Source organism: Testudinibacter sp. 'clade 2' (assembly GCF_006227735.1).
In the GTDB taxonomy this organism is placed as follows: Bacteria; Pseudomonadota; Gammaproteobacteria; order Enterobacterales; family Pasteurellaceae; genus Chelonobacter.
Genome location: NZ_VDHB01000032.1, coordinates 20,800 through 38,755 on the forward strand (window position 1 = coordinate 20,800; position 17,956 = coordinate 38,755).

Below are 17,956 nucleotides of genomic sequence, written 5' to 3' on the forward strand. Positions count from 1 at the left end.
TGATTGCGGATTCTAACAGAAATTTATTGCGAATCGTTATATAAATAAATATATATTGATTTGTCAATAGGTTGTGATAAAAAATCTTAAGATCTTGTGATTTAGTGTAGTGACTATTCTCATTTGATATTAATCAATTTTAGTTAGATAAAATCCTCTATTATTCCCCTCGGTTATTTTTGATTTTTTTATTTTGTGGGGAGAAATTTTATGGAGAAAAATTCCAAAAACGATCCGGATTTTGCGACCAGTCGTCGCAGTTTGCTCAAAGGTGGTGCTGCTTTAAGCGGGATTGCCTTGGCTGCAAGTGCGGTGCCAATGCCGGTGTCAGCAGGTGAGCGTGGCACAGCGGCGATGGGGAGTAAAGCGGAAGAAAAATTGGTGTGGAGCGCTTGTACGGTAAATTGCCATAGCCGCTGTCCATTGCGGATGCATGTGCAGGACGGGGTGATCAAATATGTGGAAACCGATAATCTGGGCGATGATGTTTACGGTGATTTTCATCAAGTGCGGGCTTGCGCGCGTGGGCGTTCAATGCGGCGTCGGGTGTACAATCCTGACCGCTTGAAATACCCGATGAAACGGGTCGGTAAGCGTGGTGAGGGCAAATTTAAGCGTATTTCGTGGGACGAAGCCTTTACGGAAATTGCCGATAATCTGCAACGGATCATCGCTGAACACGGCAATGAGAGCCTATATCTGCCATTTGCCACCGGCACGTTGGGCGCTACGGTTGCTGCTTCATATCCGCCGCCGAGAAGTATTTCCAGCCGCTTTATGAACAGTATCGGCGGCTGTCTGGGTCATCACGGTACTTACAGTTATTCTCAAATCTTTGAAGCCATTCCGTTTATGTACGGCAGCAACGCCGGCAACAGCCCGACCGATATTGAAAATTCTAAATTAGTGGTCTATTTCGGCAATAATCCGGCAGAAACTCGGATGAGTGGCGGTGGTGTAACCTATTTAGTGCAACAAGCGATGGAGCGTTCCAAAGCACGCATGATTATGGTCGATCCGCGTTATAACGACACAGCCTCAGGACGGGAAGGCGAGTGGGTGCCGATTCGTCCGGGCACGGATGCGGCGTTTGTTGAGGGCATGGCTTATGTGATGATCAGCGAAAATTTAGTTGATCAAGCATTTTTAGACACCTACTGCGTCGGCTACGATGAAAAAACCTTGCCGGCTTCAGCTAAGCCGAATGCGCACTACAAAGCCTATATCTTGGGTGAAGGCGACGATCAAACTGCCAAAACGCCGGAATGGGCAGCAAAAATTACTGCGATTCCAAAAGAAACAATTATCCGTTTGGCACGTGAAATCGCTACCACTAAACCGGCGTATATTTGTCAAGGTTGGGGGCCGCAGCGCCATGCCAATGGTGAACAGGCGGCACGGGCAATTGCCATGTTGGCGTGTTTGACCGGCAATGTGGGCATCAACGGCGGAAACAGTGGCTCGCGCGAAGGCTTTTACAGTATTCCGTTTGTGCGTTTGCCGGTCGGTGAAAACCCGATTAAAGCGCAGATCCCTATTTTTATGTGGACTGATGCAGTGGTGCGCGGCGCAGAAATGACCGCGTTGAAAGACGGCTTAAAAGGAGCGGAAAAACTGAATAAGCCGATTAAATTTATTTTAAATTATGCCGGCAACTGTATTGTCAACCAACACTCCGACATCAACCGTACTTTAGATATTTTGAGTGACGAAAGCAAATGCGAAATGCTGGTGGTGATCGACAACCATATGACCTCAACCGCCAAATGTGCCGATATTCTGCTGCCAGACTGCACCACCTCCGAGCAGGCGGATTTTTGCATGGATGGCTCAGCGGGCAATATGGGGTATGTGATTTTTGCCGATCAAGCGATCGAACCACAATTTGAGTGCAAACCAGTGTATGACATTCTGGCGGGTATTGCGGAAAAAATGGGCAAAAAAGAGGCATTTACCGAAGGTCGTAGCCAAGAAGAATGGTTGCGCCATCTGTATCAACTAACTCAAGAGAAAAATCCGTTGTTCCAAGACATCAGTTTTGAAGAATTTCGGCAACGCGGCATCATCAAACAACAAGATCCGGCCGGGCATATGGTGGCGTTCAAAAAATTCCGCCAAGATCCAGTGGCGAACCCACTGACCACGCCGTCGGGCAAAATAGAGGTCTATTCTGAACGTTTGGCGAAAATCGCCGACACTTGGGAGCTGCCGGAGGGCGATATTATCAGTCCGCTGCCAATTTATGCTCGCGCGGTGGAAGGTTTTGATGATCCGTTAACAGCGAAATATCCGTTGCAGCTGGTCGGTTTCCATTTTAAATCACGGGTGCATTCCACTTACGCTAATGTTGATGTGTTGGATCAGGCCTCGCTGCAATCGTTGTGGATCAACCCGATTGATGCGGAAAAACGTGGAATCAAACATAACGAAATGGTACGCATCTTCAATGATCGCGGTGAAACTCGGGTGATGGCAAATGTGACGCCACGAATTTTACCGGGCGTGATTGCGATGGGGGAAGGAACGTGGTACACGCCGGACGGACAACGGATCGATCAAAACGGCAGCTTTAACGTGTTGACCACTCAGCGTCCGTCGCCACTCTCGAAAGGCAATCCGCAACATACCAATTTGGTTGAAGTCGCCCGTGTGGGAGGTGAATGATGACGGCAAAACAATATGGATTTTATATCGATTCGCAGCGCTGCACCGGCTGCAAAACCTGTGAACTGGCGTGCAAAGACTACAAAGATTTAACCCCGGATGTCAGTTTCCGCCGTATTTACGAATACTGCGGCGGCGGTTGGAAGCAAGAGGGCGAGGCGTGGACGCAAGATGTGTTCTCGTACTACCTCTCGATTTCGTGTAATCATTGTGCCGATCCGGCGTGTGCCAAAGTGTGTCCGAGCGGTGCCATGCACAAACGGGAAGACGGCTTTGTAGTAGTTGATCAAGATGTGTGTATCGGCTGTAAATATTGCAGTATGGCGTGTCCGTACGGTGCGCCGCAATACGACGCAAGCAAAGGGCGCATGAGCAAATGCGACGGTTGTTTTGAACGGGTTGAAGTGGGCAAAAAGCCGATGTGTGTCGAGTCTTGTCCGCTGCGCGCTTTGGATCTGCTGCCGATGGATGAGTTGAAAGCCAAATATGGGGATTTGAAAGATGTGGCACCTTTGCCGCCGTCGCACTACACCAAGCCAAATATTGCGCTACGTTTAAACCACAATGCGAAACCGAGCGATGATCGCAGCGGTTTCTTAGCCAATCCGAAGGAGGTGTAATATGGGAATGGGATTACATGAATGGCCTCTGGTGTTTTTCACCGTGTTGGCGCAAAGTGCGGTCGGCGCATTTTGGGTGTTCACGCTGTTATTGTTAACAGAAAAAAGCGAGCGTGCCGCAACACGCACGCATTATGTGATGACGGTATTGTGGGGCTTGATGGCGATTGGCTTTATTTTTTCAACCCTGCACCTAGGCTCGCCTCAACGCGCCTTTAATGCCCTAAACCGTATTGGCGCTTCCGGCTTAAGCAACGAAATTGCCACCGGTTCGGCATTCTTTGCACTAGGCGCAGGCTATTGGGCGTTGGCGACCGCACGCTTATTACCGCAAGCATGGCAAAAACTGCCTATAGCAGGTTTCGTGGTACGTTTGTTGGCGAATATTTCTGCCAAGTTGCCGTCGATTTGGCGCCCGTTAGCGCTGATTGTGGTCAGTATAGTTGGGGCAGCGTTTATCTATGCGATGTCTAAGCTGTATATGATCCCGACAGTGCCGACTTGGAACTCAGTATTTACGCCGCTTTCATTCCTGCTGACCGCACTTTTGGCGGGCTCAACCTTGGCATTGGCACTGCTAAACAGTGTCAAAGCGGCTGAACGCCTGAACGGTTTGTTGTTAACGATCGCATGGCTGGCGTTTATTGCAGCCGTTATCGTGACTTATCAGCAATACAATTATTTAGCCGGCATCAGCAGTGCGATTCACCAAGCATTGGATCTGGTGCCGTCATTCGTGCCTGTGATGCTCACCCGCTTTGTATTAATCGCAATCGGCTTATTGTTACTGACTGTCGGTGTGAAAAAAGCCAATACCGCACTTCCGCTTATCGGCGTGCTCCTGATTATCGCTGCGGAATTACTGGCGAGAATTATTTTCTACGGCTTGCATATGACCGTGGGCATGGCAGCTTTAGGATATTGATTTACTCTTTACTCTTTACTCTTTACTTAATAACAGACCGCACTTTGAGTTGAAAATCAAAGTGCGGTTTTTTCGAGTTAAACTAGGGTCTGTTGATCTTTTAAGTATTAAAACTAATCCTTTTAGCCTAGCAAGGCAAAGCTGTACTAGGTTACGCATAGATCAGCCGCTTTGCGGCTCTTCAGAGAGGCAAAGCCTCTCATCAATGCTTAACCGATTGCGACTGTAGGTCGCTGTCGGATAAAATCACACTCTTTTTGCTTGATTTATAAACACAAAAGATCAACAGCCCCTAAATTTCCAGCTATTTTTCTATGCGCTGTACCCGGTATTTACTTGGGGAGATGCCGTATTTCAGTTTGAAGGCTTTGCTGAAGTGGGCTTCAGATTGGTAGCCAACTTCCAGTGCCACCGCCAAAATAGATTTGTTGGTGTTGCACAGCAGCAATTCGGCTTTCTGCATTCTTAATCCCGTTAAAAATTTTCCCGGTAAGGTACCAGTTTTGCTTTTGAAAAGACGGATGAAATTAGCGCGAGACATGGTGCTCAGTTCTGCCAGATTCTCCATGTTCCAGCTGTTTTCCGGATTTTGCAGCATGGCATTCACCGAGTGGTATAGGCGTTTGTCTTGCAGTGCGCCCAATACGCCGTTGGTCACGTCTTGGCTGCGTTGGATATAATCGCGTGTGAGGTAGGTAAACAGTACATTACACAGTGCATTGACAACCGAAACCGTACCGATTTCCAACAAAGCTTCTTTTTGCAGCAATTCGAGTAGTGCGGCAACCGAACTGTTGTTGCCGGACAAATACCAGTACTCCGGCAGGATCGCCGGTAATGTCGAATGTCCGGAATAGTGAAAATAGCCACAGAACATTTCAAAATCATGGGACGCTTGGTTGTTGGTGCGTAAGGTAAACGGACCGTGTTGTAGCTGTTGAAGTGCGGTCAGTGGTGTGTTTTCCTCTGTTGCAACCGCACTTTGATGCTTGCTGTCGATACGGTGGGCGAGACCGTGTGGCAGAAAAAATACATCGCCGGGTTTTAAGTGATAACTCTGTTGATCATTTAATGTCAGGCGGCATTCCCCTTTTGAAATAATGTGAAAAATGCCAAGTGCTTCCGGTTCTTGTTGGTGTTTGAGCTGCCAACTACCTTGAAAGCGGCAAAGCACGTTAATTTTGCCCTCTACTTGGGCAAGTTGTATCAGTCGATCGAGATAGTCCATGGTCATATTTCCGCTTAAGATGAATAAGATAAAAAATGATACTATATAACAATTTATATTGTCTTATAATATCAATAATGAGCGCCGTTAACCAGCGTATTTACCTATTATTTAAATCAGGAGAAAAAAATGTTTGCAGATTGGAAAAATGATGTGAGCCATGTCAAAAAATCTTTCGGACAATTAGGACAGAAATATCCCAAAATGTTGCAAGCTTACGGCGCATTGAATGCGGCGGCAGCGGAAGGTGATGTATTAGATGCTAAAACTCGGGAATTGATTGCACTGGCTGTGGCGGTGACCACGCGCTGTGAAAGTTGTATCGGGGTGCATGCTGCTGAAGCGATTAAAGCCGGAGCAAGCGAAGAGGAAGTCGCCGCAGCGTTGGCGACAGCGATCGCTTTAAATGCCGGCGCCGCTTATACTTATTCGTTGCGTGCGTTGGAAGCATTTAACCAGCAGAAATAGTCTGGCTGTACCGCACTTTAGCTACATTTAGCCACACTTTAACCGCACTTTAACCGCACTTTGAATAAAACACCCTGTTTATATGGCATAAACGGGGGGGGGGGGTTATTTGTGGGGGTTTTCTTGATAGGGCGTAACCGACGGATGGTCTTTTTCGCTGAGCAGACGAGTATCTTTAACCGCAGCACGGGCCAGCATGTGTGACGCCAGTGGCAGCGTGAGGATCAGGAAAAAACTCATAATCACTAAACGAAGTGTCCATGCCCACTCTTGTGCCAGCAAAATTGCCGCCAACGAAATCAAGGTGATCGCCAAAGTACCGGCTTTGGTTGCAGCGTGTTGTTTGCTTAAAGTATTAGGCAAAATACGAATCCCAAGTGCGGATACGACCAGACTTAATCCGCCGAGCAGTAATAAAATAATTCCCAGTATCTCAAGAATAGTATTCATGTTATTTGTTCTCTTGCTGTTGTGCGTCATTTTTACGCCGAATCACGGCAGACCAACCGACGGTGCCGATAAAGCCGATTAAAGAAAGTCCGATGGCAACGTCTAATAATACGGTACGTTTGATCATTAACGAGGCGATGATGCACAGAATCAATGCCGCAGCTAATAAAATATCCAAAGCAACGATGCGATCGGCATCATCAGCACCTTTTTGAATCTGAGCAATCACCAATAAAATGGCAATGAGTGCGCAGACCACAACAAAAATCAGGCTAAACTCCAGCATTTTTTCCTCGCACAGCTTGTTTGGCAAATAGTGTCATAATATAAGGTTCAAATTTTTGTCTGATTTCACGGATAGCTTCATCACTTTTTTCAGTGTCCAAAATATGTAGCAACAGCCGATTATCCTCACTGTCGATCGCCAGTAGTGAGGTTCCCGGCGTCAGACTGATCAGACAAGCGAGCACGACTAAACCATTTTCGTTGACATTAGGGATCGTTAAGCTGGTGTAGCTGTCTTGCAATGATTTTTTCAACCCGAATTGCAGTTTGATGATCAGCAACAGGGTCGCAAAACCGGATTTTAGCATCAAATATAAAAATTGCAGGCTGAGCTGTAACACGGCGCAGATTTTTTTGACGATCACAACAAACCTCCCAATTGCAGCGCCGCACGATGACTAAAATCGTACAGCAGATTTGGCAATAAGCTGATGAATAGGATGGTGATACATAAAATACTGATGGCGATCACCGCCGGTTTGACATTTTGTCGCACTGTGGGTTGCCAGACACTGCTGCTGTCGCAAACCAGCGGATGTGGTTTACAGAACGCTTCAAACCAGATTTTCATCATCGAATAGAGCGTAAGCACGCTGACGATGAGTGCAATCGCAGTCCACAGGGTTCGACCTTGTTCAATGGTTTCACGCAGCAGTAGTACCTTTGCCCAGAAACCGGAAAATGGCGGAATGCCGACCAACGACAGTGCAGGAATGGCGAAAAGGATTGCCAGCCAAGGCTTGATATTATACAGTCCGCCGATTTTGCGCAGATCATAACTGCCGGCATAGACGTAGATCACTCCAGCAATCAAAATCAGGCAGGCTTTGACAATACTGTGGTGAAAGGTGTAATAAATAGCGGCAGTATTACCATCAGGGCTTGCCAATGAAATGCCGAGCAAGATGTAGCCGATTTGCGAAATACTGTGAAATACCAAAATCCGACGCATATCCCAATGATAAGCTGCACCCAGTACACCGACCACCATCGTACAGATCGCGATCCAAGCCAACACCAGCTGCAAGATGTCGATGGTCGGGGTGAAGACTTGGGAAAGCGAGCGTAGTAAGGTATAAACGGCTACTTTGGTCAATAGCGCTGAGAATAGCGCCATCACCGGAATCGGCAGCGTGTGATACGACGCCGGCATCCAAGTGAACACCGGAAATGCAGCAACTTTGATCAACACGGCGACAATGAACAGCGTGATCATCATCAATTTCGTTGCTGGGTTGATGGTGCTCAGTGCTGCTTGCACTGCCTGAAAGTTAAGGTTGCCGGTGCTGCCGTACAGCAATGCGATTGAGGTCAGCAATAACAGTGTGCCGAACAGGTTTAACACCATATATTTGAAAGCGGCATCCAGTTGAGAAATTTTGCGCCCAATGGCCAATAAGCCGATGGCGCAGATCAAGATGACTTCGAACCAGACATACAGATTGAAGAAATCCTGCGTGATAAAGCTGCCGTTGACCCCGGCGATCAAGCCAAAAATTAACGGCAGTGTCAGTGAGTTGAGCGGACGAGTACTTAAACCGGACAGCATAAACAGCAGGCAACAGAACGTAATCAAGGCAGAAATGGTGAGCATGATATAGCTCAACACATCAATCTGAAATCCGATTCCGTATGGCAGTTGCCATTCACCGAATTGTGAAGACAGTGTTTGCTGTTGCAGCGGACTGTACAGCATGACGTGATTGAGCAAGATCAACAACGCCGCCAGCAGTCCGACCCAATATTGTGCGCTTTGGCGGTAACGCAGAATAACCGTGATAGCCGCTGCCAACAGTGGCAACAAAATGGGAGAAATGACTAAAAAATTCATTAACACAGATCCTTACGGTATTTTTTAAACCCGCCGTCGTCGTCATGATCAGGATGAATTGCCGGTTTATGCCCGCTGTTATTCAGCGGCTCGGCTTCACGCCATTCATTGATATCGTCGGTGCCCAGTTTTTTAATCAGCTTGATCATTAAGACAACGGAAAAACAGGTGAGGGCAAAACCGATCACAATTGCAGTTAAAATTAGTGCTTGCGGCAGTGGATTAGCCGGGTTCTCAATAATATCTTGTCCGAGCGGCACCACCGCAGGCACCGTTGAATACACCCGACCGGAAAGCAATATAATGAAATTGACGGCATTGCCAAGCAGCATCAAGCCGATCACGATTCGTAGTGCGTGACGGGACAGCAGCAGATAGATTGCGGCAATCAGGGTGATCCAAAGGGTAATTAAAATAACTAACGTCATGATCTCTACTCCGTGGTTTCCAACAACATAATGGCATATCCGCTGACCACGCCCCAGATACAAAGATATACGCCTAAGTCAAACAGCAACACCGTTGAAATTTTATAATCAAAAAAGAATAGCGGTATTGTTGCCCAAAAGTGATATAAAAAAGCCTGTCCGCTGAGCAGCGCAGGTAATCCGGCAGCAGCGGCAAGTAGCAGCCCACAGGCTGCCAGATTGAGTGGCGAAGCGAACGGTAATTTTTTCATTGCCTGTTTGGCAGAAAAGGCGATCGCCCATAAAATGGAGGAGGAAGCAGCCAATAAACCGGCAATAAAACCGCCACCGGGTTCATTATGACCACGCAACAGAATCACTAAAGAGGTCAGCAATACAATCCAATATAGCGGAAGTGCGGTTTTGCTTAACAGCAGAATCTTATTGGGCTTCATGTTGCACCTCTTGGTTTTTCTCTGCTTTATTGCGTTTCAGCAGTCCGGTTTGGCGTTTCAGTTCACGCAACAGCGGGCGGGCGGCAAGCAGTGAAAACAGCATCACAGCAACTTCGCCAAACGTATCCAGCGCGCGGAAATCAACTAAAATTACGTTGATGATATTGCGTCCGTAGGCTTCGGGCACACTGTTTTCAATATAAAAATCGGAAACGCTGTGGTCGAAATCCAATCCTAACATCACTAACAGCGTGATCAGAATAATACTGGCAACCAGCACAGAAAGCAGCAGTGTGAACAGCAGTTGTTTAGGGTGTTTACGCCGATCTTGCGGACGGTTGAAATCGGCTGATTTGCTTTGGATTAAAATAATCAAAATTGATGATAAAATAATCACTAAAATAGTTTCTACCACAAACTGGGTCAATGCCACATCAGGGGCAGAAACAAACACAAACAGCAGGGCAGAACCAAAACCGACCAAGCCCGAATTGAGCAATAAAATAAAGGGCTTGGCAGACAACATCACGAAAATTGCGCCAATACAGATTAGGGCGGCGGCACTGATCAAACCAAGACTCGGTCGTGGATCCAACAGTGTAGTGATATTAACGCTAAGGTTAACCCCTTGTGAAATAGCCCAAATTAAGCTGAGCGTCAGGCTAATTAAAGTAAAACCCAACATCCAGCGGATATAACCGGAAAGCAATCCATGTTGAAATCTGCCGGTGACTTTGGCGGTCAAAGCCGGAATTTGATCGACGATACGGGTATACGTCGCCGCGCCGCCCCACTGTGGAAACAGCTTCAAAAAGCGATCGAAAGCGTAGTGCAGCCGATCCCAAAAATAGAAGACGATCAGTCCGAACAGTACGGTTGCCAAAATAGTTAAACCGGTGGTTTGCAGGGCTTCCCAGTTAAAATACAGATCGAGATCGCCGATGGGTTTTGCGGTGATAGTTTGTGCCGCAATTTTAATAAACGGAATGGCCAATTGTGGGGTTAAACCGATAAATAAACCAACAATTGCCACCAGTGCCGGCGCCAGTAACATTTTGATCCGCACTTCCTGCACATGCGGCGTGATGTTGTTGCCGGGGTGCAGCCAAAATACCCGAATGGCAGCAACAGCGGCAACTGCGACCGCGATAATACTGAAAATGATGTTGCCATAAGCGCTGAACGGCAGAGTATCGTCGGCTTCTTTGGCTACGGTTAGGGCTTCTTTGGCGATAAAACCGAATGAAGTTGGCATACCTGCCATGGAAAGTGCGGCGAGGATAGCGACTGTTGCCGTCCACGGCATATAGCGTTTTAAGCCGCCCAAATGATCAATAATCCGCGTGCCGGTGGCATGATCAATATTACCGGCGACAAAAAACAGAGGCGCTTTGTACAGTGCATGTGCTAACACAAATGTCACCACCGCAATCGAGGCAGAGCTGCTGTCTAACCCGATCAGCACCACCATCGTACCGAGCGACGCCACGGTGGACCATGCCAAGATTTTCTTTAAATCCCGTTCCCGCAGCGCCAACATCATACCCCAGGCGGCAGTAATCGATCCGACGGTTTGCAAGATCTGTTGCCACAATGCCCAATCGGAAAGCGCATAATCCAGTCGTGCCAATAAGAAAATACCTAATTTCACCATGGTTGCCGAGTGTAAATACGCCGAAACCGGGGTTGGCGCCGCCATTGCATTCGGCAGCCAAAACTGGAACGGAAACTGAGCGCTTTTGGTAAACGCCCCAATTAAAATCAGCAGCAAAATCCACTTAAAGTGCGGTTGTGAGAGGTAATCCGGCAATATTTTGATGATTTCTGAAATTTGTGCTGTGCCGGTTAACTGCCACAGCCACAAAAATCCGGCTAACATACATAAACCACCGCTACCGGTGACCAGCAATGCTTGCTTGGCAGAAGTGCGGTTTTCTTCTGCTTGGTAATTAAACAGCACTAATAAAAATGAGGTGATACTGGTTAGCTCCCAAAACAGGAAAAACAGCAGCAGGTGATCGGAAATCACACAGCCGATCATCGCCAGCATAAACACAGTCAGCAATACATACAGCCGCCGTAGTTGTGGATGATCGGCGAAATAACCGGCAGCATACAGATATACTGCACAGCCGATGCCGGTGATCAACGACAGCATCAGTAGCGAAAGCCCGTCAATATAGATCAAAAAATTGATGTTGAGCAGACTGAACCAAGGCAATTGGTATTGATAGGCAGGTTGATAATTGCTTATCCAAAGAAAAATCACGGCGATCAATCCGCCCAGCGGCAGTAAGCTCCAAAGTATTTTTTCAATTTTTGTCGGAGTTTTGCCGGATAATGTCGGATCAATATGCGCCATGTCTGAATAATCACCTTGTATTGAAATAAAAATCGGCTTATAAAGCTATCTGTTTTGACAGCGATAGTCAACCTTTGCAGGAATTTGCACAGGATAGACAGGTATTTTTTCTTTTTACGATAGCAAAAAGCAAAAAGCTCTCTTGTTGAGAAGAGAGCTTTATTTTTGTGCGGTCTATACCTGCCGTCAGGGGATTATAATAACGATGGAGCTGCGCCGAGTAGGCGACGGGTGTAATCCTGTTGTGGGTTTTCAAAGATTTGGTTGGAAGAACCGCTTTCAACGATTTTTCCAGCAAACATCACCACAATTCGATCGGATACTTGACGTACCGTTTGAATATCGTGCGAGATAAACACCATTGCCAAATTCAACTCTTTTTTCAAATCCGCCAGCAAATTCAACACCTGCGCTCGAACTGAAACATCCAGTGCCGATGTCGGCTCATCCGCCACAATCAGGGACGGATTCAGCGCTAATGCTCTGGCGATGGCAACCCGTTGTTTTTGCCCACCGGACAAACGAGTTGGTTCCACAGCGGCGGCAGAACGTGGCAAGCCGACGCGAGAAAGCAGTTCATACACCCGTTTCTCCCGCTCGTGCGGCTGTAGCACGTTATGAATATCCAATGGATCACGTAGAATGTCGAATACCTTCATGCGTGGATTAAGTGCGGTTGCCGGGTCTTGGAAAATCACCGATACTTGTCGCCCAAACTGTTTGCGTGCTGCGGCACTGCCGTATTGCATTTTCAGACCGTTGAATTTCACTTCGCCGGAGGTTGGTGGTTGCAGCCCAATCATCACATTGGCAAGTGTTGATTTGCCACAGCCGGATTCGCCGACGATGCCAACTGTTTCACCGGCACTGACGTGGAAGTCTACACCACCGACTGCGGTGACTTTGTTGCGGCTGAATAGCGAACCGTCACGCGAAGGGAACTGCACCACGATATCTTTTAAGTTGATGATATGTTGTGGTTTGATGACTTTGATACTGCTGCTCATACATTCTCCCCTTGTGTGGTATGATGTTTTTCTGCTAAGTGCGAAGCCCATAAATGGTTAGGTACATCGCCTGCCGGAACCAACGGCAGTTTTTGTTGCGGATTGGCATCTGGGCGCAAGGAGCGACCTGCAAAGCGGTCACCTTTGGCAAAATCATAAGGCGACGGCACGCTGCCCGGAATTTGGTATAACCGTTCGGCACGTTCTTCAGTGGAAAGCACCGATCCGAGCAAGCCACGGGTATATTCGTGCATTGGATTTGCCAATAATGGCGAAGTCGGTGCGCTTTCAACCACTTGACCGGCGTACATCACCGTGATGTGGTGTGCCATTTGTGCTACTAAAGCAAGGTCATGACTGACGAATACCATCGCAAAGCCCAGTTTTTCGCGCAATTCGTTCAACAGTTTGATCACTTCCGCTTGTACCGTCACATCAAGTGCGGTCGTCGGTTCGTCGGCAATCACCAGTTTCGGCTCTCTTGCCAACGCCATCGCAATCAACACCCGTTGCCGTTGCCCGCCTGAAAGTTCATGTGGATAGCGGTTTAACGTTTTGGACGGATCGAGTTTTACCCATGACAACAGGGTTTCAGCGGTGTGTTTGCTGCCACGATTGATGATCTGTGCCATTTGTGCCTTGATTCGCATCGATGGATTCAAGGCGCTTAACGCATCTTGATAGATCATCGCAATTTCAGTGCCGCGCAATTGATTCAGTTGCGTCGAGGTCAGCAGGTCATGCTCTTTGCCACTGCGATCACAGAATGTGATGTTGCCGCTGATTTTAGCCGATGGTGGCAACAAGCCCATAATCGAGAAAGCGGTGATTGATTTGCCACAGCCGGATTCACCGACCAGCCCCATGGTTTCCCCTTCATTGACGGTGAAGCTGATGTTATCCACTAACGGGGTTTCACCATAACGACTCGGGAAGCGGATAGAGAGATTTTTCACCTGTAAAATCGGTTTGGCAGTTGGATCTAACTGCATACGATCAGTTCGGGTGATCTCTTTGTTGTGTAAGTTAAATAGGTAGCGTTTCAGTGCTAAGCCCTCTGCCATCGCTTCTTGCACATCGGTGCTCAAAATGGTGGCTGGTTTTTCTTCGCCGCTGTCGGTGCGGGTGGTTTTGCGCAGTTTTGGATTGACCAACGCATCGGTTAAACCTTCTGCCAGAATGTTTAATGCCAACACAGTTAACAAAATGGTTAAACCGGCAAAAGTCGTTGCCCACCAACCGCCGTTTAAGACTAAATTACGACCATAGGCGATAACATTCCCCCAAGATGGCGCAGGCGCTTGCACCCCGGCTCCTAAGAAGGAGAGTGATGCTTCGAACACGATGGCATCAGCCACCATTACGGTTGCAAACACCAACACCGGTGCCGCAGTGTTACGAACCACGTGCTTAATTAAAATATAAGGACGGCTGGCACCCAACACCCGCTCGGCACGAATGTAGTCTTCTTCCCATTGGGAAACCACGTTGGCACGCACGACACGGGCAAGTTGTGGGGTATAAACCACTGCAATTGCCAGAATAATCATCGGCAAGGAGTTGCCGAATGTTACCAATAAGACCGCCGCTAACGCGATTGCCGGGAAGGACATCATGATATCCATCAAGCGCATGATGGTTTCATTGCCCCAACGGCTGGCGGTGGCGGCAGTGGAGCCTAAAATTGCACCGAAAAGAATGGCTAAACCGACTGAACCCAAACCGATAATCAGTGAGGTTTGCGAACCGTACACCATGCGTGAAAACACGTCGCGACCTAAGCGATCGGTGCCGAACCAGTTATTTAAGCTTGGGGCTTGTGCTGGAATGCCGCTAGCGAGCGGATCATGGGTTGCTACCCATGGTGCAAAAATAGCCACCAGTGCAATCAGAAAAATAAAGGAGAGCGAGAGTTTTGCGCTAAACGGCAGTGCTTGAAAGCGGGCGCCACCGCTAGCTAAACGTTTACTTAAACCTTGACGTAGCATCATAAACTCCGGATTCTTGGATTAATCAATAAATACAATATATCAACGATGATATTGACCAAAATAAAGGTGAATGCAATCGTTAATACAACCCCTTGTACTAAATGCAGATCATGATTCACAATACCGTTGAAAATCAATTTCCCCATTCCCGGTAAATCGAAAATTTGTTCGATAACCACGGCACCACCCAACAAGTAACCGACACGTAGCCCTAACACCGTCACTGGCGTGATCAGGGCATTACGCAATACATTATAGCGAATCACTGTGGAGTAAGGCACGCCGTTACCAATGGCAGTACGGACATAGTCTTTATCCATCTCTTCCACCATGGTGGTGCGCACTACTCGGATTAACGAGGCACAAACTGGTACGGCAAGTGCCAAAGAGGGCAATGTCATCGAAAGAATGTAGTCTTTCGGGCTTTCACTGAAAGGAACAAATCCGCCAGACGGGAAAATGTCATGGTCTAGTGACAACCATTGAATCAATAAGATCCCTAACCAAAATGACGGAGTGGCAACAGCGGCAACAGAGAGTAAACGAATAACTTGATCAACCCAGCGATCGCGATAAAGTGCAGCTAATACGCCTAAACTAAAAGAAACAATTGCAGCAAAAAAAACACCGATAAAAGTCAATTGCAGGGTTAATGGAAAGGCTTTGGCAATCAGCGCACTGATTGGTTGTTCCGGTGGCATGGTGACACCGAAATCAAAATGAAATAAGTTGACGATATAACGTCCGTATTGAACCAAAATAGGGTCATTTAAACCGTGTGTTTCCCGGTATAAGGCTTTGGCAGCTTCGCTGGCGCTGTCTCCTAGTGCAATAATTGCCGGGTCACCGGGACTGAGTTGCAGAATAACGAACACTAATGCCGTCACCCCGAACATCATCACCGGTAGGGCAAGCAAGCGCCGCAACAGCAAACGCAACACAATTTCCATATGGTTATCTCCAAATAAAGCAATGAGTTAAGAAACGCAGGTATCTTGCGATACCTGCGGAATGGCTTTTGTTATTTGCGACCGGTGCCGATGAAAGACAAACCGGTTGTTGGTAATGGTTGGAAGTCGCTGAGTTTTTTCGCATCCCATGCGGTAGGCAGTTTGCGGTGGAACAATGGATAAAGCGGAACTTGATCAGCGATGATATTGATGGCTTCGCCCCAAATTTTCTTCGCTTCAGCATTGCTTTTCGCTTTAACAGCGTCGTCCAACAGCACTTGCACTTTGGCATATTCCGGGGTGTTGCTCCAACGATAGCGGTTTTTCGCCCAAACATCACCGCGATACCACCAGCTCATTAACAAGTCAACGTCGTTACCGAATACCGATGGGTCTCCAGGGGCAATCACCACACCAAAATCACCGGATGGGATAGCTTGACCATATAATGCACCGGATTGCAGATGCTCTAAGGTGACTTTCACGCCCGGAATTTTATTCCAAGATTCCAAAATTAACGGCGCACAGTCTTTCACCCAAGAGTGGTCGGTTGCCAATAGTTTGAATGACAAGTTGGCTACACCGGCTTCTTTCAATAATGCTTCTGCTTTTTTCACGTCATAGTCATACTGGGTTGAAGCTTTCACATAATCGGCGTGAGTGGTTTGCAAGAATGAGGTCGCAGGCTCTGCGTTACCCATCAGTGCGGTATTGATTAGGGCTTGGGTGTCTAAACCGTAGTGTAACGCTTGACGCACTTTTGGATTATCAAACGGTGCTTTTTCGCAGTTGAACATCAGGAACAGTAAACCGAAAGATTGCACAGATTCAACCGTTTGACGTTTTTGTAAGCGAGTGACATCTAGATATGGCACACTTTCCATCGCTTGGGTACGGCCAGACTCTTGTGCGGTAACACGGGCAGAGTCATCAGACAGTAAGAACCACGTCATGTCTTTGACTTGTGCCGGATAGATACCATTATAGCTGTCGTGAGCCGCAAATACGATACGATCATCTTTCACTGCAGAAACAAATTTGAACGGACCGGAACCAACTGGCTCAGCGTCGAATTTAGCGGCACCAACGGCTTCGATTACATGTTTTGGCACGATTTTAACGATAGTCAAACGATCTTTAAACAACGCAAACGGATATTTCAGTTTAAATTCAACTGTTTTGGCATCAAGTGCGATCACTTTGTCGATGTAAGGAATAAATTGAGCAAACAATGATTTGTTGTCAGGGTTCAAGACACGCTCAAAGGAGTAAACCACGTCTTCGGTAGTAACCGGTTTGCCATCGTGGAACGTTGCACCGTCACGTAAGGTGATGTGCCAAGTAGTGTCGTCAACTTGTGCCGGCTCAGCCCCTGCTAATGCCAAATAAGGCTTGCGAGTGGCTGGGTGTAGATCCACTAAGCCTTCAAAAATATGCAGGTTAGCCGCATAAGAAGATGCACCACTGGAAGTTAACGGGTCGAAACCGGTTGATAGTGGATAAGCAATCCCGGCTTCGATGCTGCCTGAGACCGCAGCTTTAGCAAAAGCTGGATTGGTGAAAGTTCCTAACGTTCCTGAGAATGCCAGTCCGGCACCAACACCGCCCATAAGTTTCATAAAATGACGGCGTGATTCGTTATGTGATGTAGTCATATGCAACGCTCCTGTTTTGTTTTTGCTTAGTGTCTGTTTAATATTTCTATCGGTTTATTGATAAGTTGTAATAAACGTTAAGCTCATCTCTGACCTGCAACTGCCTCACCATTTATGGAATACAAGACGAGAAATGTGAATTCATAAACTCCACAAAATATAAAATTCATGAAGTGTTTTTATCCATGACAAAAATATCATGAAGTGTAGCTATCATAATTCTCCCCTCGACTAGGGTCAATAAGAATCCCAATAAAAGTAAGATGTTTTTTAGAAAGTGAGAACTAAGTCACAACTGGCTGGAGATAGCCGAACAAAACCGCCTTTCAGACGGCTGAAATCTGGATGCGTAAGACAAAAGTATGTTTTTTTGTTAAATAAATGTAAAGAATGGAAAGAGAATATTTTTAATCTAACATATTGTTTTATATGAGTAAAAAGTTTCGTATAAATTTGGAGTGAATTTTTGTAATTTTATTTATTTTATTTGATCCGCTTCACAAATTTGTGTCTGTTTTTAAATAAATAACAAAATCATTTGGTTAATAGCCAATATATTAAAACTAGCAAGCATAGGCTATGAAGTGGGATTTCAAATCGGCAAGATTATCTGTCGGTATTGCTAACTCATTCATAGCCTAAGCATTTTGTATAATCT

General features: G+C 46.9%; 16 protein-coding genes. 4 read left to right on the forward strand and 12 right to left on the reverse strand.

Going from position 1 to position 17,956, the window contains the following annotated elements:
• Nucleotides 1–210: 210 nt before the first annotated feature.
• From FHQ30_RS03385 to FHQ30_RS03395, 3 genes are read left to right on the forward strand one after another with little or no spacing between them, the layout of a single operon-like run.
• Nucleotides 211–2,664 (forward strand): DmsA/YnfE/YnfF family dimethyl sulfoxide reductase, encoded by a 2,454-nt coding sequence (locus tag FHQ30_RS03385; protein ID WP_139612080.1) that lies wholly within the window; start codon nt 211–213, stop codon nt 2,662–2,664.
• Nucleotides 2,664–3,284 carry a DMSO/selenate family reductase complex B subunit gene (locus FHQ30_RS03390; protein ID WP_139612088.1) on the forward strand — a complete coding sequence of 207 codons (621 nt, stop codon included), beginning with the start codon at nt 2,664–2,666 and terminating at the stop codon, nt 3,282–3,284. The genes FHQ30_RS03385 and FHQ30_RS03390 overlap by 1 nt, the downstream gene beginning before the upstream one ends.
• A 1-nt stretch (nt 3,285) precedes the next feature.
• Nucleotides 3,286–4,209 (forward strand): DmsC/YnfH family molybdoenzyme membrane anchor subunit, encoded by a 924-nt coding sequence (locus FHQ30_RS03395; protein WP_139612079.1) that lies wholly within the window; start codon nt 3,286–3,288, stop codon nt 4,207–4,209.
• 304 nt (nt 4,210–4,513) lie between these two features.
• On the opposite strand, the gene FHQ30_RS03400 is transcribed toward FHQ30_RS03395, so the two are convergent.
• A complete protein-coding gene (locus FHQ30_RS03400) occupies nt 4,514–5,437 on the reverse strand; it encodes a cupin domain-containing protein (RefSeq protein WP_139608592.1) in 924 nt (307 codons plus the stop codon).
• A 129-nt stretch (nt 5,438–5,566) separates the two neighbouring features.
• Here FHQ30_RS03400 and FHQ30_RS03405 point away from each other — a divergent pair, with 129 nt between their 5' ends.
• The gene (locus FHQ30_RS03405) at nt 5,567–5,905 is read left to right on the forward strand and encodes a carboxymuconolactone decarboxylase family protein (protein ID WP_139612078.1); all 339 of its coding nucleotides are present in this window, start codon (nt 5,567–5,569) and stop codon (nt 5,903–5,905) included.
• 105 nt (nt 5,906–6,010) lie between these two features.
• On the opposite strand, the gene FHQ30_RS03410 is transcribed toward FHQ30_RS03405, so the two are convergent.
• The 11 genes from FHQ30_RS03410 to FHQ30_RS03460 all read right to left on the reverse strand — a co-directional run bounded on the left by FHQ30_RS03410 (nt 6,011) and on the right by FHQ30_RS03460 (nt 17,262).
• Nucleotides 6,011–6,355 (reverse strand): cation:proton antiporter, encoded by a 345-nt coding sequence (locus tag FHQ30_RS03410; protein ID WP_157330458.1) that lies wholly within the window; start codon nt 6,353–6,355, stop codon nt 6,011–6,013.
• Nucleotide 6,356: 1 nt separating this feature from the next.
• Nucleotides 6,357–6,641, reverse strand: coding sequence for an MrpF/PhaF family protein (locus FHQ30_RS03415; protein ID WP_139612196.1), 285 nt, complete (start codon nt 6,639–6,641; stop codon nt 6,357–6,359).
• Nucleotides 6,628–7,005: a Na+/H+ antiporter subunit E gene (locus FHQ30_RS03420; protein WP_176552684.1), complete on the reverse strand. Its 378-nt coding sequence runs from the start codon at nt 7,003–7,005 to the stop codon at nt 6,628–6,630. Before FHQ30_RS03420 ends, FHQ30_RS03415 begins: the two co-directional genes overlap by 14 nt.
• Complete coding sequence (locus tag FHQ30_RS03425; protein ID WP_139612198.1) at nt 7,002–8,471, reverse strand: complex I subunit 5 family protein; 1,470 nt, start codon at nt 8,469–8,471, stop codon at nt 7,002–7,004. Before FHQ30_RS03425 ends, FHQ30_RS03420 begins: the two co-directional genes overlap by 4 nt.
• Nucleotides 8,471–8,899: an NADH-quinone oxidoreductase subunit K gene (locus FHQ30_RS03430; RefSeq protein ID WP_139612199.1), complete on the reverse strand. Its 429-nt coding sequence runs from the start codon at nt 8,897–8,899 to the stop codon at nt 8,471–8,473. Before FHQ30_RS03430 ends, FHQ30_RS03425 begins: the two co-directional genes overlap by 1 nt.
• A gap of 5 nt (nt 8,900–8,904) precedes the next feature.
• Complete coding sequence (locus FHQ30_RS03435) at nt 8,905–9,333, reverse strand: MnhB domain-containing protein (RefSeq protein ID WP_139612200.1); 429 nt, start codon at nt 9,331–9,333, stop codon at nt 8,905–8,907.
• A complete protein-coding gene (gene mbhE, locus FHQ30_RS03440; RefSeq protein WP_139612201.1) occupies nt 9,320–11,695 on the reverse strand; it encodes a hydrogen gas-evolving membrane-bound hydrogenase subunit E in 2,376 nt (791 codons plus the stop codon). Before mbhE ends, FHQ30_RS03435 begins: the two co-directional genes overlap by 14 nt.
• Nucleotides 11,696–11,889: 194 nt before the next feature.
• Nucleotides 11,890–12,702: an ATP-binding cassette domain-containing protein gene (locus tag FHQ30_RS03445; RefSeq protein ID WP_132966866.1), complete on the reverse strand. Its 813-nt coding sequence runs from the start codon at nt 12,700–12,702 to the stop codon at nt 11,890–11,892.
• Nucleotides 12,699–14,690 carry a dipeptide/oligopeptide/nickel ABC transporter permease/ATP-binding protein gene (locus FHQ30_RS03450; protein WP_139612203.1) on the reverse strand — a complete coding sequence of 664 codons (1,992 nt, stop codon included), beginning with the start codon at nt 14,688–14,690 and terminating at the stop codon, nt 12,699–12,701. The genes FHQ30_RS03445 and FHQ30_RS03450 overlap by 4 nt, the downstream gene beginning before the upstream one ends.
• Nucleotides 14,690–15,643 (reverse strand): ABC transporter permease, encoded by a 954-nt coding sequence (locus tag FHQ30_RS03455; protein WP_139612202.1) that lies wholly within the window; start codon nt 15,641–15,643, stop codon nt 14,690–14,692. The genes FHQ30_RS03450 and FHQ30_RS03455 overlap by 1 nt, the downstream gene beginning before the upstream one ends.
• 71 nt (nt 15,644–15,714) lie before the next feature.
• The gene (locus tag FHQ30_RS03460) at nt 15,715–17,262 is read right to left on the reverse strand and encodes an ABC transporter substrate-binding protein (protein WP_139612204.1); all 1,548 of its coding nucleotides are present in this window, start codon (nt 17,260–17,262) and stop codon (nt 15,715–15,717) included.
• Nucleotides 17,263–17,956 lie beyond the last annotated feature (694 nt).